Raw genomic sequence first — 23,211 nt, 5'->3', positions numbered from 1 at the left:
ATCTTGCAGCAACGCTTCGGAACGGGCATTGCTGCAGTTGCAAATAAGTCCGAATGTGGAGAAATGAGATGAACGCAAACGTATTGGCCAATGCTTTTGGCCCGCGTGAGGGGACGGCGCTGCGCGTCAAGCAGGTGGCTCTGGTTGCCCTGGGTATCGTTGCTCTGGCTGTTGCTGCCAAAATCAAAGTGCCGATGTGGCCGGTTCCGATCACCATGGGCACATTCGCCGTTCTGACCATCGGCACCGCTTATGGCGCGCGCCTTGGCCTGATCACGATGCTGGGTTACCTGCTGGTTGGCGCTCTGGGCTTTGACGTGTTTGCGGGTTCCTCGGCCGAAAAATTCGGCCTGACCTACATGATGGGTGGCACCGGTGGCTATCTGGTCGGTTACCTGATGGCGACCATTCTGCTGGGCGCACTCGCCGCGCGCGGCTGGGACCGCTCGGTCGGCAAGCTGGCGCTAGCGCTGGTACTGGCCAACGTGCTGATCTACGTGCCGGGACTGCTGTGGTTGGGTCAGCTGTATGGCTGGGACAAGCCGATCCTGGAATGGGGGCTGACACCGTTCCTGCTGGGTGATGCGATCAAGCTGGCGCTGGCCGCTCTGCTGATCCCCGGTCTGTGGAAACTGCTGGGCGACGCACGCACCTGATAGCGCGCTCATGCGCAAGACACACCCGCGTTCGGAGCTTTCCGAACGCGGGTTTTTTATTGTCTGCAGAATAGGATACTGGACAAAGTCAATCTGCGTGGGCAACTTGAGACCAGCAAACTGATCAGGTTATTGAGATATGCGTATTTTGTTAAGCTTGGCGCTTGCTGCAAGTGCCGTGACTTCGTTGGCTGTAACGCCTGTGCAAGCCGACACACCGGTGACTTACACCGATGAAGGGCGCGCCCTATTCCGCTTTGAGGTTCCCGACTTCTGGACATTGCGCACCGGTGGCCCGCGTGAGATCGAGGATACCAGTCTGGGCGATGCCCGTGCGATTTCGCGCGTCATGGGGATCAGACCGGTGACTGACGATAATGTCTGGATGGGGTTCGTCTCCCCATCGCGGGTTTCAAGCATTCAGGGCGGGCTGCGCTATCTTGAGGATATCGACAAATTCCTCGTCAAAGACCCGACCGTGACCAGTACGAGCGATACAAGGATTGGTGGGCGGCCTGCCCAGGTTATTCGAGGCACCGGCAATCGAGATGGGCGCGGAGTGAACTTTACCGCCACCGTGATCGACCTGCCGCGCGACCGTGTGGCCATTGGGGTTGCGATCCTGCGGGACGGGGCCGACCCGTCTTATGTTGATGCCTTGAACGCCGTTTTCGCGTCGTTCCGGTCTTTGCAGTAAGGAGGCCCGGATGACACGCAAAGTGATGAAACGCTCAGTTTTGGCGCTGGGACTGGGGGCTGCAACCTTCACATTGTCAGCCTGCGATGGCGTAACGGTCGGGGTAGGGTATGGCGTCGGCTATGACCCATTCTACGACTCAATGCTGTGGAATGACTATTACCACGATCACGATATAGACGTGGATATCAATCGACCCGACAGGCCTGACCGCCCGGAGCGCCCGAATCCGCCGCAGCGGCCCAAACCTCCAGTCGCCAAACCACCTACGCGCCCGCATCCCCCAGTGGCGCGCCCCCCGGCGGCGCGGCCGCCGATCCATCGGCCGTCTCCAAGACGTCGCTGAAGGATTCGGGGCAGATTGGTCTGCCCCGACCCGATCGGGGATTGGTACGTTAGGCCCCACAGATTATGCGAATTGCAAATCTGTGACAGAGTGCAAATTGGCGGGCTTGATTTAGAAGTTCCGTAATAACAACTGCATCGAACGTCACAGCCCGCTCGACCTTTGCCAAAAGGAGTCGATGATGCTGACTGAAGAACAGCTAAGAGCCATCGCAGCTGCGTTCTGCGGGATCCTGATTGTGCCTAATATCGGTCTGCCGAACCCGTTTCGCATTGATCTAAATGCCAGAGCCACTCCCTAAGATATTATCGACGAGATAGAAGATAATATGGGCGACTTTGGTTTTGCCGGACATTCTCGCGGACCGTTTGGACAAGATATCCGCGATGCTTTTATGGAGATTTCGTTTGATCAGAGGGGATGTGTCTATTCGATCTCGGTTGTTGGTGGGGTCAAGAGCGGTATTGGCGCTACCAGACGCCGAGAGACGCACTCGACAGATTGGAAAGCGCCCTGATCCAACCGCATTTTACTGCAGAAGTTCAGTCGTGATATGGGCCGAGCCTTCAAGAGTTCGGTGAACAGGACATTTGTCGGCAATCTCCAGCAGCTTGGCCTTCTGATCCGTGTCCAGCGGGCCCTCCAGCCGAATTTTACGGCGAAACTGATCGACCTTGCCTTCGCTGGCAAGCCCGGCATCCTGCGCGTGAACTTTATCATGACAGACATCGACCGTGATACCAGTCAGCGGCCAGCGCTTGCGGCGGGCATACATGCGAATGGTCATCGAGGTACATGCCCCCAACCCGGACGACACGAACCCGTAAGGTGACATGCCCCGATCCGAACCACCATAAGATGAGGGCTCGTCCGCGACCGCGTGATGACGCGGGCCTGACTGAATGTCCTGCAGAAAACCCGACGGGTCTGCCTCGGTCACGCGGACGACACCTTCCGGTGCCCCAGGTGGCGGGGCCGGAGGGCACAGCTTGACATAGCGGGAAACCCAGGCGGTGATGACATCAGCCGCATAATCCGCATCCTGTGCACGCGTGATCAGGTGGTCGGCATCATCGAGTGTAACAAAGCTTTTGGGATGTTTTGCCGCCATGAAGATGGTGCTGGCATTGTCAATACTGACCGTGCTGTCGCGTGGTGCGTGCAGGATCAGCAAGGCAGCTTTCAGATCAGCAATGGCCGGAGTGAGCGCGGTTGCCGAAATATCTTCAACAAACGCCTTGCCAATGCGGAACGGACGCCCTCCCAACGACACTTCGGCGCTGCCTTGAGATTCGATTTCGGGCAAGGCGGTCTCGAAATGGTGGGACACATGGCCGGGGTCGGCGGGTGCGCCGAGCGTTACCACGGCTTTGATTGACGGAATTCCTGCACGTGCTCGCAACACGGCAGCGCCACCAAGCGAATGGCCGATCAGAAGCGACGGTGCCATATTACGGCCCGCAAGGTATTCTGCGGCTTTGATCAGGTCCTCGACATTCGAGGTGAATGTCGTATTGGCGAATTCGCCGTCCGAGTGACCAAGGCCGGTAAAGTCGAACCGCAGGACCGCGATGCCCATCGCCGCCAGGCGCGCCGAAATTCGCCGTGCTGCCGGAATGTCTTTCGAGCAGGTAAAGCAATGTGCAAATAACGCCGTCGCCAGAACCGGCCCGTCTGGCAAATCCAAGCGCGCGGCCAGTTGGCTGCCGTCGTGACCGGCAAAGGTAATGCGTTCGGTAGGCATGATTATTCCTAGGTTGTCAGGTTTCGACAATACTGTGCGCTGAGGGCGGGCGGCTCAACCCTTGTGTCAGGCGCGTCACGGGAAGGTGAGAGATCGGGAAGTGATCTTATCTGGGCACCAAGTTCTTTGTACAATTTTCGTCAAAGAGCCTGATAAATCAAGATTGGTGATGGATTGCCGTAAAAATATTCATTTTACTTATTTGCTGTCGCCTCCCAACTAATAGTCATTCCAATGACTCTCTGTGGAGGCCAAAATGGCACATTCGACACCTGTACCTCTGAGTCCGGCAATTCGTCCCGGAGTACTGATTGCGATCCTGCTGACGGGCGTAATCGGTTTCGCGCTTGGGCAAAACTGGCCACTGAGAACCTTGCCCCAGGAAACACAGATCATCACCGCGCCCGAGGATTGGCACGGTAACGTCAAACGATCTCACTGGTCGAAATAGCGCTTAGTTTGCGCCCATCAACTGTGCGTCGAACAGATACTTGGTCAGGTTTTCGTAGCCGTCTTCTGTAATCAGCACCTGATCTTCCAGCTTGATTGAGAAGTCGCCACCTACCTCACCGACCGCCGCTTCGACGCATAGCACCATTCCTGGTTCAAGCGGGTAGTCATAGGCCCCTTCCACCGCCTTGTCTGGATAAGCCACCAAAGGCCATTCGTCGCACAATCCCACGCCATGCATCAGGCAACCATACTTCTGTGCCTGGAATTTGTCGTCCAGCCGGTGTGCATTTGCGGTCAGTTCTGGGATCATGACGCCCGGTTTCAGCATTTCCATATTGGTCATGATATGCTCGTGCGCGTGCTGCATTGCATAAATCATGTCAGGCCGTGGCTTTTGATCGCCGATCCACCATGTGCGCGAAATGTCGATGCAAATGCCGTATGATCCGATCAGGTCGGTATCGAATGCGATGATCTCGTTCTGTCTCGTGATACGTGGGCCACATTCCTGAAACCATGGATTGGTACGCTGGCCTGAAGCCAGAAGCCGAGTTTCGATCCACTCGCCTCCGCGTCGAATATTTTCAGCATGTAAAACGGCCCAGATGTCATCCTCCGACGTCTTACCATCCCCGACATTGGCACGTGCGAACCGCTCCATTTCAGCGACGGCGGTTTCACAGGCGTGGCTGGCACAGCGCATGGCGAGGATTTCGTCGGCGCCTTTAACAGCGCGGGTTTTCTCGGTGAGCTCTTCCCCTTCCATAACTTGAAACCCTTGCGCCTCGAGCGCGCGTAGGCCGTGCAACATGATCTTGTCTACACCAAGTCGCTTGTTTCCGCCGCCATGTTCCTCGATCAACACGCGCACTTCGTTCGAGAACACATCCGCCGCGATATCGATTTTGTCGCCCCGGTCGAAGTAGAACAGATCCGCACCCGAGCGTTGCTCGCGCACCAGCGGGTTGAACTTCGACAGGAAAGGAGAGTTTTTGTAGTCCCAGATGACCATATAGCCATCTGCGCAAACCAACACCGCCCGGAACGGATTGTGAGTGTTCCAAAGCTGCATATTGGTGCTGTCGGTCGCGTAGCGAATGTTGAGGGGGTCAAACAACAAGACACCACCCCAGCCACGTTTCACAATGGCTTGGGTTAATCGCGACCAGCGGTATTCCCGCATCCGTTCGAGATTGGGCAGGCTCAGCCCTGCGGCCGTCCATTCATCAAAGGCCAGCTGTGTCGGTCCGATTTCGATCCGATCATTGTCATTTGGGGTTCCATCGCCGAGAGTGGTGCCCCTGGTGGGATCAATCTTACGGGTGTCGCGATAGGGTGTGTTCACGGGCGGGCCTTTCTGCTTGCCAACCCAGCCTGCAAAGCCAAAGACGATACGTCTCGAAAGTTTGCGACTGTCTAGAAGTCGCTTTTTGACCGGCAAAGCCAGTTTGGGATGCTATGCCTCAGTCATGACGGAGATATTGCAGCAGTCCATCCCCCACAATCCGCTTGCCCCAAACCCGCTACCTGGGATCAAGCCGGCTGATCCTAACAACTGGTTGCACCAGGACGATGCCTTTGCGGCTCAAATGCAACGGCGGACAGATTTGTTAGAAGAGCGGACGTTAGATGTTCTGGCCCAGAGCCCCGAAGCATCGAAGCCCGCGCAGGAGTTGCTTGAATTGGTTCTCAGGCAAGCCTACCCGGATGCTTCCGATCAAGTTGTTAGGCCAGATGGGATCAAGATCGAAATTGATAGGGACCACCCGTTGGAAACGCTTTGCCAATTGGTACAGGAAGATTTCTGCATATTGCAGAAGCACGGTGATGAGCATGTACTGACAGGCGCGATCCTGTGCTTTCCTGCAAGCTGGATGTTATCCGAAAAATTCATGCGCCCACTGACCGGAATTCATGAACCCGTGGATGTCTACGACGCAAACATAGCACGTAGGGTTCAGCGTTTATTTGATGGGATTCAACCGAACCGCCCGCTGTGGCGGTTTAATGCGCTTTGGTATCATGACGCTGAACTGTTCCAGCCACGCAGTATGGCGCAAAGACGTGCGCCACAGAACGAAAACACCGCCCGGTATCTGCGCAGCGAACGACAAACTCTCTTGCGTCTACCACAAACAGGCGCGGTGGTATTTGCCATCCACACATACGTGATGATGGCAGAGCAGATCTTAGAACTGGAAAACCCCGCCTGATGGCGGGGCTTCCAAGGAGGGTCTTGGGTCGTTTGGTTACATGCCTAGGGCGTTTGCGACCTCGCCAAAAGCATTTGTAAGGTTCAGGCCGAAAATCGCGGTTGTAAATGCCAACACCTGAGTGTTGAGGCGAAAGTCCTCACCGCGGATCAGATTGACAGCCGCCAAGGAAACGGCAACCGGGGCAGATATGCTGGCAATCGCGCCTGTCATGCCCCAACTAGTCAGCCTAAGGATATCGCTTGGGCGATCGGTTTCCTCAGCGCTGTCCTGAGAAAGGTTTGCCGACGGCGACGGATCGGTTTCAGTGCGAAACGCAATACTGAGGAGTTGGTCATCGCTCAGCTTTATTGGGCGCGGCTTGCTCCGGGTTTTGGTTTCCAGTTGCTCTGGATTGGAATCGGGCAAGTCGAGCCCGGCAAATGGACCGCTGATCGCTTCGAAAATCTGTTTCCGATTTCGGGAATTGCGGGGGCTGATCGAGTCGAACGCGCTCATGAATTGTTCAATCGTCAGCACTGTTTTGGGCGATAACCATTCAACCCGACGTGTCGTGCAGATATCGACCATGCGGTAAAGCATCACAACCAGCATCAGCTCTGAAATTTCGCTATCATCAAGCAGCTTTGAAACTGGACAAATTGTAATCGTCAACCGGTTGTCTGGGGGGGCTACGACACGACGAGCTTTGGTTCTGAGACCCGCAGATTTGTCCATCCGTTCATGGTGGCTGAGTTCAACTGCCTTGGATTCTGAATCAAGGGTCAGACGCACAAGATACTGGCTGCAGACGATGCTTGCCTCGGATGCACTGAGAAGCGTCTTGCGCTCGACCAGATGGCCATAATCCGCGAGTGTGGTGGATACGACATCGCAAACGCGTTCAAGTGCGCCATCTGCAGAGCCGTCGAACTGGAGACCGCCGTGGTACATATGCTTCGAAGTCACAGCATGTTCCTTTGCCGTAATAATCTTCACAACAATGTAGCAACCGAAATGGTGCAAATTTTGACGAAAATGCAAGAAAGTCAGAGATTTCCATCATTGATTACACTTTGGAAACCAAGAAAAACGCGGTTTTCTTTAATATATGTGGCGAGAATGTGGCTGAAATCGGATCTGCCGGGCCAGATAAGTTGGTCGACTCAACCGTCGATTCGAGCGGCCATAATAGCGATGGATTGCTGATAAACAGTGGCGGCATTCCACTGTTGGATAACCGCAAAATTCGGCTCGCCGGATTGGTAGCCACGTCCTGGCTTCCACCCTTTCTTACGTAAGAAATTTGCAGTTGAGGCAAGGGCGTCGGTCATGTTGTAGAAATCGACCCGACCATCACCCGTTGCGTCCACGCCATAGGTCAAAGCATTGCCAGGCAAAAATTGCGTATGACCCAGCTCGCCATGTTTTGCCCCTTTTGTCGCCATCGTGACGCTTCCTTGATCGACCAATTTTAGCGCACCAATGGCATGCGGGATAAAGAACTCGGATCGGCGACAATCATAGGCCAATGTTGTGATTGCGGAAACAACCTGGCTGTCGCCCATGAAGTTACCAAAGCCGGTTTCCATGCCGTGGATGGCAATCAGAACACCCGCGGGCACCCCGTATTGGCGCTCCAGAGCAGCATAGAATTGCGGGTTGCGCGCCTTACGCTTACGTCCCTGCGCGACGATGGTATCCGCTCCGCGAATTTTCATGAACTTGTCCAGCGAGTATTTGAAGCTTTTTTGATTGCGATCAGCTGCAATGGTGCGGGTCGCGTATTGGGTCTGCGCCAATGCCTGCAGGCCTTTCTTTTTCACCCCAGCACGCTTGGCCGTTTTGGCGAAGTCGGCTTTCCAAGCCTCAAATCCGCTACCGGTATTACCGCATGGGGCCGTGAACGCCATCGAGGGCATGAGAATAGCGATAGCAACGCAGGTGCAAATTCTAAGCATGAAGGAAATCCGATTGCAGAATAACTACTTCAGCCTAAGCTTTGATCGCTGTCTGGCAAAGCGGTTTAATACAGATCAAGTTCACCTGTGGTTTTCAGAGTTTCGAACCACTCGTCCGGAGTTTTATCGATCTTGGCATGCTTGACCATCATCGCGTTCATATTGGGCAGATGCGAAGAATCCGGCCATTCCTCTGGCTGCCACAGGTTTGAACGGATGATGCATTTGGGGCAGTGCGCAAAGATGGTTTCGACATGGATCAACAAGGCCAATTTGGGCATGTGACCTCCTACAGCCATGGTAGAAAGCAGTTCAGGATCCGCACAAATCCTTGCGGTGCCGCGAAGTCGCAGCGTTTCCATTTTTCCGGGGACGAAGAAGATCAAACTAACGCGCGGGTCCTTCAGAACGTTGTGAAAGGTATCTACGCGCTTGTTTCCGGGGCGGTCGGGCAGGGCGATCAGCGTGTCAGAAATGATGAATGTAAACCCTGCCGGGTCCCCGCGTGGAGAAATATCTAGATAGCCGGACGGGTTCGCCGACGCGATGAGGCAGAAAGGTGAAGTTGCGATAAAGTCACGGCACATCTGATCCAGCGCCGGAAGTTCTTTGTCGATGATCTGAGGCAGGGGGTGCCCGCAAATCTGTTCGAGTTCGGCTTCTGAGGTCACGAGATTTGCGAACTCTGAAAAAGGTGAAGCATCGACGGGCATGCGCGTTCCTCCTTTGGTGCTGGTTCAACGAGTTTGGAAGATCGCGCCAAACGAAACAAGGGCGCCCCGAAGGGCGCCCTTAAAACAGTCCGATATGCTATTGGATCAGCAGCTGTAGTACATGCCGTACTCAACCGGGTGCGGCGTGTGCTCGTAGGTTTCGACCTCTTCCATCTTCAATTCGATGTAGCCGTCGATTTGATCTTTTGTGAACACGTCGCCCTGCAGCAGGAAATCGTGATCGGATGCCAGAGCTTCCAGAGCCTCACGCAGCGATCCGCAAACGGTCGGGATGTCGGCCAGTTCTTCGGCGGGCAGATCGTACAGGTTCTTGTCCATGGCTTCGCCCGGATCGATCTTGTTCTTGATGCCGTCCAGACCGGCCATCAGCAGCGCAGCAAACGCCAGGTAGGGGTTTGCGGCGGGATCGGGGAACCGAGCCTCGACGCGCTTGGCTTTCGGGCTTTCGGTCCACGGAATACGCACACAGCCCGAGCGGTTGCGGGCCGAGTAGGCGCGCAGAACAGGGGCCTCAAAGCCCGGGATCAGGCGCTTGTAGCTGTTGGTCGCCGGGTTGGTGAAGGCGTTCAGCGTTTTGGCGTGCTTCAGAACGCCACCGATGAACCACAGCGCCTCATCCGACAGATCAGCATATTTGTCGCCTGCAAAGAGCGGCTTGCCGTCTTTCCAGATCGACATGTTCACGTGCATGCCGGTGCCGTTATCACCTGCGATGGGCTTCGGCATGAAGGTGGCCGATTTGCCGTAGGCGTGGGCGACGTTGTGGATCACGTATTTGTACTTCTGCAGCTCGTCGGCCTGTTTGGTCAGGCTGTCAAAGATCAGACCAAGCTCGTGCTGGCACGAGGCGACTTCGTGGTGGTGTTTGTCGACCTTCATACCCAGACGCTTCATGGTGCTGAGCATCTCGGAACGCAGATCTTGGCTTTCGTCCACCGGGTTCACGGGGAAGTAACCGCCTTTGACGCCGGGACGATGGCCCATGTTGCCCATCTCGTATTCTGTGTCAGTGTTCCACGATGCATCAGTTGCATCAACTTCATAAGATACCTTGTTGATACTGTTAGAGAAACGAACATCGTCGAACAGGAAGAATTCGGCCTCAGGGCCCATATAGGCCACATCACCGATACCGGATGCCTTCAGGTAGGCTTCGGCTTTTTGCGCGGTGCCGCGCGGGTCACGCTCATAGGCTTCGCCGGTGTCGGGCTCGACAACCGAGCAGTGCAGGCAGATGGTCTTTTCCGCATAGAACGGATCGACATATGCGCTGTCAGTATCGGGCATCAGCTTCATGTCGGATGCTTCGATCGACTTCCAGCCTGCGATGGATGATCCGTCGAACATGAAGCCTTCTTCCAGAAAGTCTTCGTCGACCTGATCGGACATGATGGTTACGTGCTGAAGTTTGCCGCGCGGGTCGGTAAAGCGGATGTCGACATATTCGGCGTCCTCATCCCGGATCAGCTGAAGAACTGCGTCCTTGCTCATACTCTCTATTCCTCTGATTTGAGATTAGTCGGTTACAGCGCGTCCGAGCCGGTTTCACCAGTGCGGATGCGGATAGCTTGTTCAACGGGCGAGACAAAGATTTTGCCGTCGCCGATCTTGTCTGTCTTGGCTGCGCCAACGATGGCTTCGATGGCGGCGTCAACCTGATCGTCGTCCAGCACCACCTCGACCTTTACCTTGGGCAGAAAGTCGACCACGTATTCAGCGCCGCGATAGAGCTCGGTGTGGCCTTTCTGACGGCCAAAGCCCTTGACCTCGATCACGCTCAGACCTTGTACGCCCACGTCCTGCAGCGCTTCTTTCACTTCGTCCAGCTTGAACGGCTTGATGATCGCTTCGATCTTTTTCATTCCGGCTCACCTTGCATGGTTGTCTTGAAGGCACTGATCACGTCTAAGATTGGGCGGCAATCCGATTGCTGTGTTGCAGGCTGCCAGAAACAGTGAAAGCGGTCATTGGATCAAATTTTGATCGCTGTGCATAAAAAGTAATCAAATTTGAATCGCCTGAGGGGCCGGAGATGACAAAACTGCTGACCGCTGCGCAAATGCGCCTCATCGAGACCACCGCGATTGGTCTTGGGCAGGCGACGGGTCTTGAGTTGATGGAGCGCGCAGGACAAGGCGTTGTGGCCGCGATTTTTGAGGAATGGCCAGACTTAGCGAATTCCGGAGGTCGCGCGGTGATATTAAGTGGCCCGGGCAACAATGGCGGAGACGGCTTTGTGGTCGCGCGGTTGCTGCAAGGGCAGGGGTGGCAAGTCGAAGTGTTGCTCTATGGTGACCCTGCCAAATTGCCACCGGATGCGCGCGTGAACTATGAACGGTGGGAAGGAAGGACGCTTGGCGTGGCTGATTTTGGTAAGGCTGAAATTCAGCATCCTGACCTTTCCATTGATGCATTGTTTGGCACCGGATTGACGCGACCAATCGAAGATCCGGTTTTGTGGGAATACCTATGGGCGCATGATGATGCGGAAGACGCATGGGAAATGCGCAGGCAAGGTCGTGGAACCGATATCGTACCACCACGAACAGTCGCAATTGATCTGCCTTCAGGTCTCTGCTCGGATTCAGGCAAAGTTATTGGGGGCGCCTTTGCACAGCATGGTCGCCGTTGCGCACGGTCCGCCCTGACCGTTTCATTCCACGCGCGAAAGCTTGGGCATGTTCTGAGCGAGGGTTCATCTTATTGCGGTCGGTTGGTCGTGAAAGATATCGGATTGAATCGGGATGAGGGAGAGATTGAGGCAGCAACTTCTGTCGAAGCGCCATCTGGCACTCATCTCAACAAAAGTGAGCACAGCCATAAGTACTCGCACGGTCATGCGCTTGTCCTGTCGGGCGGCGTCGGCAAAACCGGGGCCGCACGTTTGGCAGCCCGAGCGGCGCTGCGGATAGGAGCGGGGTTGGTGACACTGGGTGCGCCACCTGCCGCGCAAATGGAGATCGCGAGCCAGATCACCGCTCTGATGCTGAAGCGGGTTGATGGGGCAGGGGACTTACTTGAAACTCTGCAGGATGAGCGGTTTAACGCATTGTGCCTTGGACCGGGCCTGGGGGAAACGCGATCTCGGGAATTGGTGCCGGTTGCACTAAGCACAGCCCGGCCGACTGTGTTGGATGCGGATGCCTTGTCAGCCTTTGCCGAAGAACCGGCGGCGCTATTAGAACTGCTGCATGAAAGATGCGTGCTGACGCCGCATACAGGAGAGTTCGCGCGTTTGTTCCCGGATATCGCAGAAAAGCTGAATGAAGTGCCCGCCAAGGGCCCGGCATTCTCTAAGGTTGATGCGGCTCGTGAGGCGGCGGCGCGAGCTGGATGTTGTGTACTGGTGAAGGGGCCTGACACGGTCATTGCCACGCTGGACGGGCGGTGCTCGGTCAATTCTGCACATTACAACCGGGCGGCCCCCTGGCTCGCAACGGCCGGATCGGGCGATACGTTGGCCGGCTTCATCACCGGATTGCTTGCCCGTGGGTTCGAGCCTATGCAAGCGGCAGAAACGGCGGCCTGGCTGCATGTTGAGTGCGCCCGGAACTTTGGGCCAGGCTTGATCGCCGAAGATTTGGCCGAGCAGTTGCCCGCCGTATTGCAACAGATTGAAGTATAAATGGATCGGCGGTTAATGGCCGATCACAGCCCAAAGCGGCGAATTTATGCCGCTGCGTCCCGCCAGTCGCATAGCGGCAGTTTGCAGTATGCAACGATCGGCGTCACAATTTTCTTGCATGGTTATTAGAGTCGCTTCTGGGGCTCGATCAATGTATTGAAATTAATTCAGAATTCTTGCCTTCGACGCAGATACCTGTGGCGATAAAGCAATGAATGCTGAACTTGAGCCGGGTATCATTGGAAATGCAGTAACCGATGAGCATTTGAGCAGTATCAAACTTAAAGAACCATCTACGGTGAATGACATGACAGTGAATTATAAACTGACTTCCTTAGCAGCAGCTTTTGCTGCAGCAAACGCAATACCTGCCGCCGCCGAACTTAAATATGAAAACAACACAGGTGGTTATGTGTTGCTATACGGGCAGCTGCACCCTGCGTTGATCTCGGTCGATGATGGAGAAGACACCGAGACCCGCGTGCTGGACAACGACCTTTCGAATAGCCGGGTCGGACTTGAGCTGTTACAGCCTTTTGGCAACAACGATTTCACATTCCGGCTGGAAACCGGATTGGGACTTCCGAATTCAAGCGAGTGGAACCAGTTGGGCACTGATTTCAGCGGTTGGACTCGCGAAGACATCCGGCATGTAGATTTCGCTCTGGCGGGTGATTGGGGTAAATTCTCTGCTGGTCAGGGCAGCATGGTGGCGGACGGTGCCGCCGAAGTGGACCTGTCCTATGTCGGAACCGCGCTGTATTCTTTCACGAATGACGAGAACGGCGGTTTTTTCTATCGCGGTACTGACGGTTTCCTCAGCGATATTACCGTAGGCGATTCCAGCAGCAACTTTGACGGCGCGCGTCGTGGCCGTGTTCGTTATGATACACCCGAGTTCAGTGGATTCACCGCTGGGCTGGCATATGGTCAGAACATCCTGTCCAGCGGTGATGACGATGACTATTATGATGTTGGCCTCAGATACAACAACACCTTCGGTGGCGGGGTCGAGTTCGCGGCAGCCATTGCTTACTCGGTTCGTTCGGCTGACGATGGATCAGGGGATCGCAAGGATACGATCGGTTCCGCGTCCGTTCTGCTGCAGAGTGGGTTGAGTTTCACCGTCGCTGCGGGCACGCGCGACAATGATGCGGACGGTGCGTCTGATCCGAACTACTTCTATGGGAAGATCGCGTATGAAGATCAGTGGGTCTCCTGGGGCAAAACCGGTATCGGGATCGACTACTATTCGGGTTCGGACTTCGTGAATGACGGGTCCAGCACAGACGCTTGGGGCATCGCTGTCGTTCAGCGTATCGACAGCATCAATACAGATGCCTACCTGAAATACCGCAATCACGACTTTGAAGATGGCGCTTCGTTCGACAACAACGAAGCCTGGGTGTTGGGCGCCCGCTGGAAGTTCTGAGCTCTTAACTCAGTAATGATCAAACGCCCCGGCCTGCGCCGGGGCGTTTTTTCGTCTGTGATATGGGCAAAACGGGGCTGAAAAGGCCTTTGCCTCTTGCACGCAGGCGGCAGGGCAAATAGAAGGCGTCAAATTTGCCCGGCGCGCCCGTTTTGCGCGCCCCGAATCCTATGGGGACTACCATAATGCAGGTTACCGAGACGCTGAATGAAGGTCTGAAACGCGGGTACAACATCGTTGTGACCGCAGCCGAGCTGGACAACAAGGTCAACGAAAAGCTGACCGAAGCGCAGCCCGAAGTCGAGATGAAGGGTTTCCGTAAAGGTAAGGTGCCGATGGCGCTGCTGAAGAAGCAGTTTGGCCAGCGCCTGCTTGGCGAAGCGATGCAGGAAACCATCGACGGTGCGATGAATAAGCACTTTGAGGACAGCGGCGAGCGTCCTGCACTGCAGCCCGAGGTCAAGATGACCAACGAGGACTGGAAAGAAGGCGATGACGTAGAAGTTGCTATGTCCTACGAAGCGCTGCCCGAAATTCCAGAGGTTGACCTGAAATCGGTCGAGCTGGAGAAGCTGGTTGTCAAAGCTGATGATGCAGCCGTGGAAGAAGCGCTTAACAACCTGGCCGAAACCGCCCAGAACTTCAAAGCGCGTCGCAAGGGTTCGAAAGCGAAAGATGGCGATCAGATCGTGTTCGACTTTGTTGGCAAGGTTGATGGCGAAGAGTTCGAAGGCGGTTCGGCTGAAGATTACCCGCTGGTTTTGGGCTCGAACAGCTTCATCCCTGGCTTTGAAGAGCAGTTGGTTGGCGTAAAAGCCGAGGAAGAAAAAGACGTGAACGTCACCTTCCCGGAAGAATACGGTGCCGAGCATCTGGCCGGTAAAGACGCCGTATTCACCTGCACCATCAAAGAAGTGAAAGAACCGGTTGCAGCCGAGGTTGACGACGAACTGGCAAAGAAATTTGGTGCCGATGATCTGGCTGCTTTGAAAGAGCAGATTGGTGAGCGCCTGGAAGCGGAATATGCCGGTGCGTCGCGTGCGGTTATGAAGCGCGCACTATTGGACGTGCTGGACGAGAAAGTTTCGTTCGACCTGCCGCCCTCGTTGGTGGAAGCCGAAGCCAAGCAGATTGCACATCAGCTGTGGCACGAAGAGAACCCTGAAGTTGAAGGCCACGATCATGATCCGATCGAGCCCACCGACGAGCACAACAAACTGGCCGAGCGCCGCGTGCGTCTGGGCCTGTTGCTGGCAGAGCTGGGCCAGAAGGCCGAAGTCGAAGTGACCGATGCCGAGATGACTCAGGCGATCATGAACCAGGCACGTCAGTACCCAGGTCAGGAACGTCAGTTCTTTGAGTTCGTGCAGCAGAACGCTCAGATGCAGCAGCAATTGCGGGCGCCGATCTTTGAAGACAAGGTTGTCGACTACATCGTCGAGCTGGCTCAGGTCGCAGACAAAGAAGTCAGCAAAGACGACCTGCAAAAAGCCGTTGAGGCACTGGAAGAGGAATAATCCTCTTCCTTCTCCCAGCCTGGGGCCACAAAAAAGCGGAGCCGTCTGGAAATTGGACGGCTCCGCATGGGTGGCTTTGTACTATGAGGTGAGGGGGTCAGGCCTCATGAGCAAAAGCACGGGGGGTCTGTAACAGAGCGGTCTTTTGCTCTGGGGTGAATGTATCGGTCAGCGCTTCGATCAGTTTCAGCACTGCCTGTCTTTCCACTTCCGTCTTGGCCGCACTCATCTGTTCGACAAAATACTTCTCAAGATCGGTGAGCGGTTTGTGGTCGCGGTTTGCCGGGTTGGCAGTCGCTGCCTTTTTTGCCTCGAAGAACTCCAATGCCTTTTCTTCTTCGATAAAGACATCGTGGTGAATGTCAGCAAATTCTCGAAGGCCCGAAATCCTTTCATCCGAGCAATCCAGCAGGGCCGCCATCGCCGGCACTTTGCCCATCGGTACTGTTTCGCCAACATAATCGTAGGGCGCACAGTTCGAGCGTTTGAGGACGCGGTTCATGACCGGGTCGATGACGGTGATGATGTCTTGAATACCCGCGCTGCGGCAATATTCCAGTGATCCAATCATCAACTCACAAGTCGCATATGAGACCGAGTTTTTCTCTTTTCCTCGAGTCAAACGCTGCGTATCGACACAGAAGCGGGTCGATTCCCACATGGTCGCACTGCGCATTGGTGCTTCGCCGCATAAGATATCCGAGAACACATCCGAAAGCATGTGTGGGCCAGTGGTCTGGAGTGCACGTACTGCGGCCACGACGTTCCCCTCATCGTCGAGACCGATTACATATGCAGGATCCAGATGATCGAATTGATCGATTTCTTTCCCATCTTGGATGTTAACGTCCCAACCAAGTCGCCCGCCAAAAACCCGAGCGCGCAGTTCGAACATATCGTCAAGAACTTCGGTGAACAGATGTCTATTCAGCCCATCAACTACCAAAATCATGTTAACCCCCTTCGAGTGATCTGTCTGTGGATAAGACGTTACTCGGTTTCCACAGCGAATCTATTGGGGGTTTCCCGTAATATTGGCTTTTTTTAGCCCAATTTTGGCAAGATTTGGCTTTACCCTGGGTAGATTAAGCCGATTCCGATGGCGCGACCGACGGCCTGCGGAGTCGTCAGTGCATTAAGCTTTTCGCGAGAAGAGCGCAAGTGCACCTCAACCGTACGGTGCGAAATCGACAGAATATCGCCGATATCCTGCTGTGATTTGCCTGCTGCGGCCCATTGCAAAATCTCCAACTCGCGGCTGGAGAGGGTCGGGTGGTACAGCATTCGGCTGATTGTATCCGACGTCATGACGTTGTCATGAATGTGTACGGCCAAAGATTGCAGGTCACTTATCACGTTGGGCACCAGTTTCTTCCACTCTTCCCGGCTGCATTCACGCACGGCGCTGAGCAGGCCGATATCTCCGTACGGCCCGCGCACAGGAATCGTAATGCCCTGATCTGGAATGCCAAAATCATGTGCATCACGAAAAACGCGCTGGAAATCTTTGCCCCGTTCAAGACGACTCCAATCTACGGGCGCGATGCTACGTTGACTCATGTGCAACGTCGGATCGATCAGATGCAGACCTTGTTCTTGATAATGAGCTTTCCAGTCATCGCTATAGGTCACATGGCCGTGGATGGTTCCTGCGGCAGGGTTCATGCCAGCATAAGCGGCATGGTCCATTTCGTATTTGTCACAGACTTGGCGCAGGAACTCGTCATACCGAGTATCCTGTTCTGGAAGGGTGCTGAGATCAACAATATCCATACGGCAACGACCAGCTAGACCCGAGTGAGCGGGCGGATCCCTTTTTCCAGGAAAAAAGATACTGTCTTCCCTGACGTCAACAAGGACACCACATTTCCCACATCATGACAAGAAGCTAGGGGAAATGTCTGCCTTTTAAAGGGAAATGTGCCATTGGTGCACATCTTTATGGCGTCCTTTGCTTAGGTCAATGTCAGATTTGTGGTGCCCATTCCGAAGTTTATCGGGTGTTTGAGTGGTTATGCGCATACTTTACGAGGTGAATGCGCAGTAATAACGTCTATTTTGTGGCGGAAACTAGGCCGGTTTCAACTAGCATACCCCTCTTCTTAGCTTCGGGGTAATACCCTTTCGCATAGAGAAAAATAGCGCGCTGTTGATCGCCGTCCGACAACAGCCAGGCGCCGCGTAGGTATTTACCTGCAAATTCCAGATTTGTGTCTGCGTCCAGCAATCCCTGGGCATTACCAGCATAGCCCATAGATCGCGCGGTCGCAGGCAGGATTTGCAGCAGCCCATAGTAGGGGCGGTTCACCGCCCAGGAGCGATGTGTGCTTTCGCGGATGGCAAGTTTGTGCACCAACTCTCGTGGAAGCTCATAGTGATCGGCCCATTTGTTGATCGAGGCACGCAGTTCCGGCGTCTCATTGGGATAGAGGGGCGGGTCGAAGGTATCGGTGCCACCTGAAGCGTTGGGGCCACCACAGGCGGCAAGTGGCGCAATGAGCAACAAGGTCAAAACGCTGCGGCGAAGGAGAGGGGTCATATATATGCTCCTGATATCGAAGGGCGATGATATGAAACCTTCGCCAGTCCGCAAGTCTCGGCGATCAATCGGGCTAAATCTTGCTGGTGGCGATAAGAAAACAAAAAAAAGGCCGCACATAAGTGCGGCCCTTTGGATTCGTAGAAACAGCCGGATCAGGCTTTGGCTTCGTCTTCTTCAGCCGGAGCTTCTTCGGCGACCAACTCATCGTCATCCGACGCGGCCGAGCCGATGTCGTCAAAGAGTTCAGCGATTTCGAATTCAGCGGCGGCTTCTTCTTCAGCAGCCAGTTCCTGAATCGATTTACCCGATGCTTGCAGTTCGGCTTCTTCTTCCGAACGGGCAACGTTCATCTTGATCTCGACTTCAACCTCAGGGTGCAGTTTGACTGCCAGCGAGTGAAGACCCAGTTCTTTGATCGGGGCGATCAGAACAATCTGTTTCTTGTCGACGGTGAAGCCTGCGTCGGTCGCAGCGTCTGCGGCGTCACGCGGGGTGACCGAACCGTAAAGAGCGCCGGCATCTGACGCCGAGCGAATCACGATGAACTGCTGACCGTCCAGCTTTTCAGCCAGCGCTTCAGCTTCTTTCTTGGTTTCCAGGTTGCGTGCTTCAAGCTGCGCTTTCTGGGCCTCGAACGATGCGATGTTCGATTCGGATGCGCTCAATGCTTTGCCCTGAGGCAGCAGGAAGTTGCGGGCGTAGCCGGGCTTGACGTCAACGACGTCGCCCATCTGACCCAGTTTCGCAACGCGTTCCAGAAGGATAACTTGCATGTCAGTCTCTCCTTACTTCACAGCGTAGGGCAGCAGGGCGAGGAAGCGGGCGCGCTTGATAGCACGGGCCAGTTCACGCTGCTTTTTCGCCGAAACGGCGGTGATGCGCGAAGGTACGATCTTGCCGCGCTCTGAGATGTAGCGCTGCAGCAGACGGGTGTCTTTGTAGTCGATTTTTGGCGCGTTCTCACCCGAGAACGGGCAGACCTTGCGGCGGCGGAAAAATGGTTTTGCGGCCATGGGTTATGTCCTTTCGTCAGACGTTGATCAGCGGCGCTCGCGGCGGCCTTCGCGCTCATCGCGCTTTTGCATCTGGACCGAGGGGCCCTCGTTGTGCTCGTCGACCTTGATGGTCAAAACGCGCATAACGTCGTCATGCAAGCGCATCAGGCGTTCCATTTCCTGAACCGCGCCCGAAGGGGCATCGGTTTTCAGAAAGGCATAGTGGCCTTTGCGGTTCTTGTTGATCTTATAAGCCATCGTCTTAACGCCCCAGTACTCGCTGTCGACGACGTTGCCGCCGTTGTCAGCCAAAACGGTGCCGAAATGTTCGACAAGGCTTTCTGCCTGCGCGTTGGACAGATCCTGACGCGCGATCATTACATGCTCATACAGTGGCATGTGCACTCCTGTTTATATCAAGGCGCATTTCAAAGGCGGGGTCATTGGTCCTTCGCGACCCTGCCACGAGAGGCTGCGCGATTCATAACCTTTGCGAAGGATGGCCCCGTATACACGTTTGCGCGGTCGGGGCAAGCCCTGCCATGGATGCCTTGGTGAAGTCGCCCAATTTCCTTTGGTGTGCCCAATTCCTGACGCTTTTCGCCCCGAGGTTGTTCATGAAGACCGGAGTACCCGGCAGTTTGGAAAAATTAGACAGGGCAAAACAATGGCCGTCATGAACACAAACACTTTTGAACAATCTGCGTCTCGCGCAGCATTTGAGAAATCAGTTCCCGTTCTGATTACCTTCGCGCCGAACTGGCGCGCACGGATCGTTCTTATGCGTGTCGTAGGTGCTTTTCTGATCCTCTCGGCATTTTCAATGTGGCTTATGCCTGGCTCTGTCATGGGGGCCGAAGTTTGGCCGATCAAACTGGCCGCATCGATGATGTTCCTAATTGTTGGCGTCAGCCTGCTGACCATCGAGGTCATGGATTCACGCCCAGATGCCTATTTTGATCCGATCCGCCGCGAAGTTCGCATTTTGCAGAAGAATGAAAACGGTCGGCCGCAAACGGTTCTGCGCCGCAGCTACGACTCGCTGGGCGGTGCACGATTTGCGGATGATCAGGTTGAATTGTTTGATGTGGATGGCAGCCTGCTGATGAAGCTGCCGCTGCAATCGGCCGATGTCAGCTCAGCGCTGAAAGGTCAACTCAGCCAAAACGTAACAATTTTCGCCTGAATTTTATTCTGTTCAAAAAGGAACAGATTCTGTGAATCAAAAAAACTTGTGTGCTGCCCTTGGGCAGCACATTTTTGTTGGTGAGCAACCCACCCGGTTTGCGACAACACCATTGCGGAGATTGTTATGAAATCCACCCTTCTTGCCGCTGCTCTGGCTGTTTCGGCCACGACTGCATTTGCCAGCGCCGAAAAATATACTCTGGATCCAAGCCATAGCCAGGTCATCTTCAACTACAACCATCTGGGTTTTTCGACCACCTACGGTATGTTCTCGGGCTTTGAAGGCGAGATCATGTTTGATCAGGAGAACCCCGCTGCCTCAAGCGTGAATGTGTCGATGCCAGTTGTTGAGATGTTCACGGGCTGGAAGCCGCGTGAAGACCACTTCATGACCGAAGATTTCTTCGGCGTGACTGAGGGTGATCTGATCACGTTTACCTCTACTGGTATTGAAGTTACCGGAGAAAACACTGCCAAAATCACGGGCGATCTGACCATGAACGGTGTTACGAAATCGGTCGTACTGGACGCCAAGCTGAACCAAGTGGGCGAACACCCGATGGCGGGCAAACCCTGGGCCGGTTTTGACGCCACCACAACACTGGTGCGCAGCGAGTTCGATCTTGGCCAGTTTGCACCCTTCGTCAGCGACGAAGTCGAGGTTCGCATTTCAGTAGAGGCCCAGAAAGCCGACTAATCCGATCTTGACGAACTCTATTACCGCCGGAGGCAACCCTTCGGCGGTTTTTTCATTCCTGGTCGCGCTCTGCCGTCAATTCAACTGTGACAGTGACAGTGAAGCCTAACGAATCTTCAGTGGGTTGCGATGTGCCGACGTTGAAATCCATGCGGTTGATCTCCAGACTGCCGGACATGGTCGCTTCGTCGTCCACAATCTCCAGGGAGAACGGCAGAACAACATCAACCGATTTATCCCGGATCGTCAGAGGCCCACGTGCTTCGTAACCTGTTTCTGTTTTGAAAAGGTCAGCTTTGAATTGAGCGGTGGGAAATGTCTTGCTGTCGAAGAAATCCGCACCCATCGCCTGATCGGTGACCGTACCAAGGCTAAGTGATCCGATTGCAATGGTCACATCGACCGATCCCGCCAGTCCCGGTTCGGTGGGGTCCTCGAACGCAATCGCCGCAGTCCAGTCGGCGAATTCACCGGTCACCGGGCTCCCCAACTGGGAAATCGTGATCGACAGGGTGCCTTCCTCAACCTCCCACTCTGATTGGACATCTTCAAGCTCTGCAGTGTCCACCGAGGCTTTGCCGTGGTCGTCAAACTCGCCAGTGGCCCAGCCGCCCACGAGCACTGCAGCCCATATTGCCAAAGCGGCAAACGCGGGTACGGTCGAATGGTGCTGTGCTGGTGGCTGTGGCGCCTCGGATCGACCCGGCAGCATGCGGCGCAAAGTGCCGTCTTTGTCTACGACATGGTGTTTCAACGCGCCGGCGATATGTAGCAAGAGCGATCCGGCCAGTACCAAGATGAATAACCAATGAAAGGCGGCGGTTAGCTCGGCGAGAAATGCCGATTTTGGAACAAACGGCAGGTTCTGACCGAACGGCCAGAGAATTGGGGCAAAGCCTTCGGCGGCGGCGTGGTGGATCCAGCCACTGAGTGGAACCAATATCAGCGAACCGTAAAGTAACCAGTGCACGGTTTCAGCGGCAAAGGCCTCGGGCTTGTTATCGGCGTTGAGCAGACCGGGTTTTGTTTGGGTTAGAGCCCAGAGGATTCGTGCCAGAGCCACGAAGAACACGGTGACCCCGACGGTCTTATGCAACGAAAATAGCCGGGCCGCGCGGGCGATATCATCCTCGGTCGTTTGGATGTTTGGATCATATATCGCATAGGCCAGCTCGTTCGCGAACCAACCCAGTGGCAAAGCCGTCAGGATCAGCAGAGCAGTCAACCAATGAAATGCTTTGGTTACACCACCATAGCTGGACTGGGTATTTGTCAGGGGCATTGTTTAGCTCTCCGCATTTCTGGGTTGCGGGTAAGTTAAAGGGATGCTGTGCGGACACAAGGCGGAGAAATGCACAGACAAGGTGTCCTGATGCAGAACGCATGCAACGCTTGTGCAGCGTCGTCAGTCAGTTTACACCCCGCCGCAATCTAACGTCATCCATGAGGTTGCAATGACACGCGCATTCGTTTTCCCGGGGCAGGGCGCCCAGACCATCGGAATGGGCAAAGCACTGGCCGACGCCTATCCCGCCGCGCGCGCCATTTTCGATGAGGTCGATGAGGCCTTGGGCGAAAAGCTGAGCGATCTGATCTGGGAAGGCGATATTGCTGAATTGACGCTGACGCAAAATGCCCAGCCTGCGTTGATGGCGACATCGATGGCAGCGATACGTGCACTGGAGGCTGAAGGGGCGTCAATCTCGATGGCGTCCTATGTGGCGGGACACTCGCTGGGTGAATACTCGGCTTTGGCCGCTGCCGGTGCTTTGTCGGTTGCTGATACCGCACGGCTGTTGCGGACGCGCGGACAAGCGATGCAAAGCGCTGTACCAGTAGGTGAAGGCGCAATGGCCGCAGTCCTGGGTCTGGACCTAGAAGCAGTGCGTCTAGTGGCCGAAGAGGCCGCGCAGGGAGAAGTTTGTCAGGCTGCCAATGACAACGATCCGACTCAGGTCGTCGTCTCGGGTGCAAAGGCCGCTGTTGAACGCGCTGCCGAGATTGCCAAGGAAAAAGGTGCCAAACGCGCGATTATGTTGCCTGTAAGTGCTCCATTTCACTGTGCGCTGATGCAACCTGCTGCAGATGTAATGGCAGACGCTCTGGCTGCCGTGGAAATCAAGGCACCCGCCGTGCCGTTGGTCGCGAATGTTCGGGCCGATGCTGTGACCGATCCGGATGTGATCCGACAGCTGCTGGTGGAACAGGTCACCGGTTCGGTTCGGTGGCGCGAGAGCGTGCAGTACATGGTCGCACAGGGTGTGACCGAGGTGTGGGAGATCGGCGCGGGTAAAGCTTTGTCTGGCATGATCCGCAAGATTGATCGTGCGCTGTCCTGCACGGCGGTTGGATCGCCTGAAGACGTACAAAAAGCCGTTAACCCCGGCGCATGAACAAAGGACAGCCGCCGGTTACAGCGGCCAGAGAGGGAA

General features: G+C 55.1%; 25 protein-coding genes. 11 read left to right on the top strand and 14 right to left on the bottom strand.

Annotated elements, in window-relative coordinates:
- Positions 1 to 68: 68 nt before the first annotated feature.
- From ACRZ91_RS05345 to ACRZ91_RS05335, 3 genes are all read left to right on the top strand, one after another.
- Entirely contained in the window at positions 69 to 656 is a 588-nt protein-coding gene (locus tag ACRZ91_RS05345) for a biotin transporter BioY (RefSeq protein ID WP_010442062.1), read from the top strand.
- 139 nt (positions 657 to 795) lie between these two features.
- Positions 796 to 1,353, top strand: coding sequence for a hypothetical protein (locus ACRZ91_RS05340; RefSeq protein WP_480903126.1), 558 nt, complete (start codon positions 796 to 798; stop codon positions 1,351 to 1,353).
- A gap of 10 nt (positions 1,354 to 1,363) precedes the next feature.
- Positions 1,364 to 1,699 carry a hypothetical protein gene (locus ACRZ91_RS05335; RefSeq protein WP_480903124.1) on the top strand — a complete coding sequence of 112 codons (336 nt, stop codon included), beginning with the start codon at positions 1,364 to 1,366 and terminating at the stop codon, positions 1,697 to 1,699.
- A 529-nt stretch (positions 1,700 to 2,228) separates the two neighbouring features.
- Here ACRZ91_RS05335 and ACRZ91_RS05330 read toward each other — a convergent pair.
- Complete coding sequence (locus ACRZ91_RS05330; RefSeq protein ID WP_480903122.1) at positions 2,229 to 3,443, bottom strand: bifunctional alpha/beta hydrolase/OsmC family protein; 1,215 nt, start codon at positions 3,441 to 3,443, stop codon at positions 2,229 to 2,231.
- A gap of 256 nt (positions 3,444 to 3,699) precedes the next feature.
- Here ACRZ91_RS05330 and ACRZ91_RS05325 point away from each other — a divergent pair, with 256 nt between their 5' ends.
- A complete protein-coding gene (locus ACRZ91_RS05325) occupies positions 3,700 to 3,894 on the top strand; it encodes a hypothetical protein (protein ID WP_480903120.1) in 195 nt (64 codons plus the stop codon).
- Positions 3,895 to 3,897: 3 nt separating this feature from the next.
- Here the strand turns inward: ACRZ91_RS05325 and dddP are convergent, their stop codons facing one another.
- Entirely contained in the window at positions 3,898 to 5,241 is a 1,344-nt protein-coding gene (gene dddP, locus ACRZ91_RS05320; RefSeq protein WP_480903118.1) for a dimethylsulfonioproprionate lyase DddP, read from the bottom strand.
- A gap of 124 nt (positions 5,242 to 5,365) precedes the next feature.
- Here dddP and ACRZ91_RS05315 point away from each other — a divergent pair, with 124 nt between their 5' ends.
- Complete coding sequence (locus ACRZ91_RS05315; RefSeq protein ID WP_480903116.1) at positions 5,366 to 6,109, top strand: heme-dependent oxidative N-demethylase family protein; 744 nt, start codon at positions 5,366 to 5,368, stop codon at positions 6,107 to 6,109.
- A gap of 36 nt (positions 6,110 to 6,145) precedes the next feature.
- Here ACRZ91_RS05315 and ACRZ91_RS05310 read toward each other — a convergent pair whose 3' ends face one another.
- The 5 genes from ACRZ91_RS05310 to ACRZ91_RS05290 all read right to left on the bottom strand — a co-directional run bounded on the left by ACRZ91_RS05310 (position 6,146) and on the right by ACRZ91_RS05290 (position 10,645).
- Positions 6,146 to 7,057, bottom strand: a complete 912-nt coding sequence (locus ACRZ91_RS05310; RefSeq protein ID WP_480903114.1) for a hypothetical protein — start codon at positions 7,055 to 7,057, stop codon at positions 6,146 to 6,148.
- A 197-nt stretch (positions 7,058 to 7,254) separates the two neighbouring features.
- Positions 7,255 to 8,049: a lytic murein transglycosylase gene (locus tag ACRZ91_RS05305; RefSeq protein WP_480903112.1), complete on the bottom strand. Its 795-nt coding sequence runs from the start codon at positions 8,047 to 8,049 to the stop codon at positions 7,255 to 7,257.
- 65 nt (positions 8,050 to 8,114) lie between these two features.
- Positions 8,115 to 8,762 carry an MSMEG_1061 family FMN-dependent PPOX-type flavoprotein gene (locus tag ACRZ91_RS05300; RefSeq protein ID WP_480903110.1) on the bottom strand — a complete coding sequence of 216 codons (648 nt, stop codon included), beginning with the start codon at positions 8,760 to 8,762 and terminating at the stop codon, positions 8,115 to 8,117.
- Positions 8,763 to 8,867: 105 nt separating this feature from the next.
- Positions 8,868 to 10,274: a type I glutamate--ammonia ligase gene (gene glnA, locus ACRZ91_RS05295; RefSeq protein ID WP_170472262.1), complete on the bottom strand. Its 1,407-nt coding sequence runs from the start codon at positions 10,272 to 10,274 to the stop codon at positions 8,868 to 8,870.
- A 32-nt stretch (positions 10,275 to 10,306) separates the two neighbouring features.
- On the bottom strand, positions 10,307 to 10,645 hold the full coding sequence (locus ACRZ91_RS05290; protein WP_074734010.1) for a P-II family nitrogen regulator: 339 nt from the start codon (positions 10,643 to 10,645) through the stop codon (positions 10,307 to 10,309).
- A 170-nt stretch (positions 10,646 to 10,815) separates the two neighbouring features.
- On the opposite strand from ACRZ91_RS05290, the gene ACRZ91_RS05285 reads away from it, so the two are divergent.
- The 3 genes from ACRZ91_RS05285 (at position 10,816) to tig (ending at position 15,357) form a co-directional block, all read left to right on the top strand.
- The gene (locus ACRZ91_RS05285) at positions 10,816 to 12,408 is read left to right on the top strand and encodes an NAD(P)H-hydrate dehydratase (protein ID WP_480903107.1); all 1,593 of its coding nucleotides are present in this window, start codon (positions 10,816 to 10,818) and stop codon (positions 12,406 to 12,408) included.
- A 211-nt stretch (positions 12,409 to 12,619) separates the two neighbouring features.
- Complete coding sequence (locus ACRZ91_RS05280; RefSeq protein ID WP_480903105.1) at positions 12,620 to 13,840, top strand: porin; 1,221 nt, start codon at positions 12,620 to 12,622, stop codon at positions 13,838 to 13,840.
- A 185-nt stretch (positions 13,841 to 14,025) separates the two neighbouring features.
- On the top strand, positions 14,026 to 15,357 hold the full coding sequence (gene tig, locus ACRZ91_RS05275) for a trigger factor (RefSeq protein WP_170473353.1): 1,332 nt from the start codon (positions 14,026 to 14,028) through the stop codon (positions 15,355 to 15,357).
- A gap of 97 nt (positions 15,358 to 15,454) precedes the next feature.
- Here tig and ACRZ91_RS05270 read toward each other — a convergent pair whose 3' ends face one another.
- The 6 genes from ACRZ91_RS05270 to rpsF all read right to left on the bottom strand — a co-directional run bounded on the left by ACRZ91_RS05270 (position 15,455) and on the right by rpsF (position 19,293).
- Positions 15,455 to 16,309, bottom strand: a complete 855-nt coding sequence (locus tag ACRZ91_RS05270; protein WP_480903102.1) for an acyl-homoserine-lactone synthase — start codon at positions 16,307 to 16,309, stop codon at positions 15,455 to 15,457.
- 119 nt (positions 16,310 to 16,428) lie between these two features.
- Positions 16,429 to 17,130 (bottom strand): autoinducer binding domain-containing protein, encoded by a 702-nt coding sequence (locus tag ACRZ91_RS05265; protein ID WP_010442079.1) that lies wholly within the window; start codon positions 17,128 to 17,130, stop codon positions 16,429 to 16,431.
- 280 nt (positions 17,131 to 17,410) lie between these two features.
- Complete coding sequence (locus ACRZ91_RS05260) at positions 17,411 to 17,896, bottom strand: transglycosylase SLT domain-containing protein (RefSeq protein ID WP_480903101.1); 486 nt, start codon at positions 17,894 to 17,896, stop codon at positions 17,411 to 17,413.
- Between the two features lie 155 nt (positions 17,897 to 18,051).
- Positions 18,052 to 18,672 carry a 50S ribosomal protein L9 gene (gene rplI / locus ACRZ91_RS05255; RefSeq protein ID WP_010442081.1) on the bottom strand — a complete coding sequence of 207 codons (621 nt, stop codon included), beginning with the start codon at positions 18,670 to 18,672 and terminating at the stop codon, positions 18,052 to 18,054.
- Positions 18,673 to 18,684: 12 nt separating this feature from the next.
- Positions 18,685 to 18,912, bottom strand: a complete 228-nt coding sequence (rpsR, locus tag ACRZ91_RS05250; RefSeq protein ID WP_005608650.1) for a 30S ribosomal protein S18 — start codon at positions 18,910 to 18,912, stop codon at positions 18,685 to 18,687.
- Positions 18,913 to 18,939: 27 nt separating this feature from the next.
- The gene (gene rpsF / locus ACRZ91_RS05245) at positions 18,940 to 19,293 is read right to left on the bottom strand and encodes a 30S ribosomal protein S6 (RefSeq protein ID WP_029622013.1); all 354 of its coding nucleotides are present in this window, start codon (positions 19,291 to 19,293) and stop codon (positions 18,940 to 18,942) included.
- Positions 19,294 to 19,561: 268 nt separating this feature from the next.
- Here rpsF and ACRZ91_RS05240 point away from each other — a divergent pair, with 268 nt between their 5' ends.
- A complete protein-coding gene (locus tag ACRZ91_RS05240) occupies positions 19,562 to 20,080 on the top strand; it encodes a hypothetical protein (RefSeq protein ID WP_010442083.1) in 519 nt (172 codons plus the stop codon).
- A gap of 126 nt (positions 20,081 to 20,206) precedes the next feature.
- On the top strand, positions 20,207 to 20,779 hold the full coding sequence (locus ACRZ91_RS05235; RefSeq protein WP_170472251.1) for a YceI family protein: 573 nt from the start codon (positions 20,207 to 20,209) through the stop codon (positions 20,777 to 20,779).
- A 52-nt stretch (positions 20,780 to 20,831) separates the two neighbouring features.
- On the opposite strand, the gene ACRZ91_RS05230 is transcribed toward ACRZ91_RS05235, so the two are convergent.
- Entirely contained in the window at positions 20,832 to 22,061 is a 1,230-nt protein-coding gene (locus ACRZ91_RS05230; RefSeq protein ID WP_480903100.1) for a cytochrome b/b6 domain-containing protein, read from the bottom strand.
- 172 nt (positions 22,062 to 22,233) lie between these two features.
- Between ACRZ91_RS05230 and fabD the strand changes: the two genes are divergently transcribed.
- Positions 22,234 to 23,172 carry an ACP S-malonyltransferase gene (fabD, locus tag ACRZ91_RS05225; RefSeq protein ID WP_480903098.1) on the top strand — a complete coding sequence of 313 codons (939 nt, stop codon included), beginning with the start codon at positions 22,234 to 22,236 and terminating at the stop codon, positions 23,170 to 23,172.
- The last annotated feature ends 39 nt before the right edge of the window (positions 23,173 to 23,211 follow it).

The organism is Ruegeria sp. O11 (assembly GCF_056535285.1).
The sequence above is the reverse complement of the archived record's forward strand: the minus strand, read 5'-3'. Positions and strand labels throughout refer to the sequence as shown.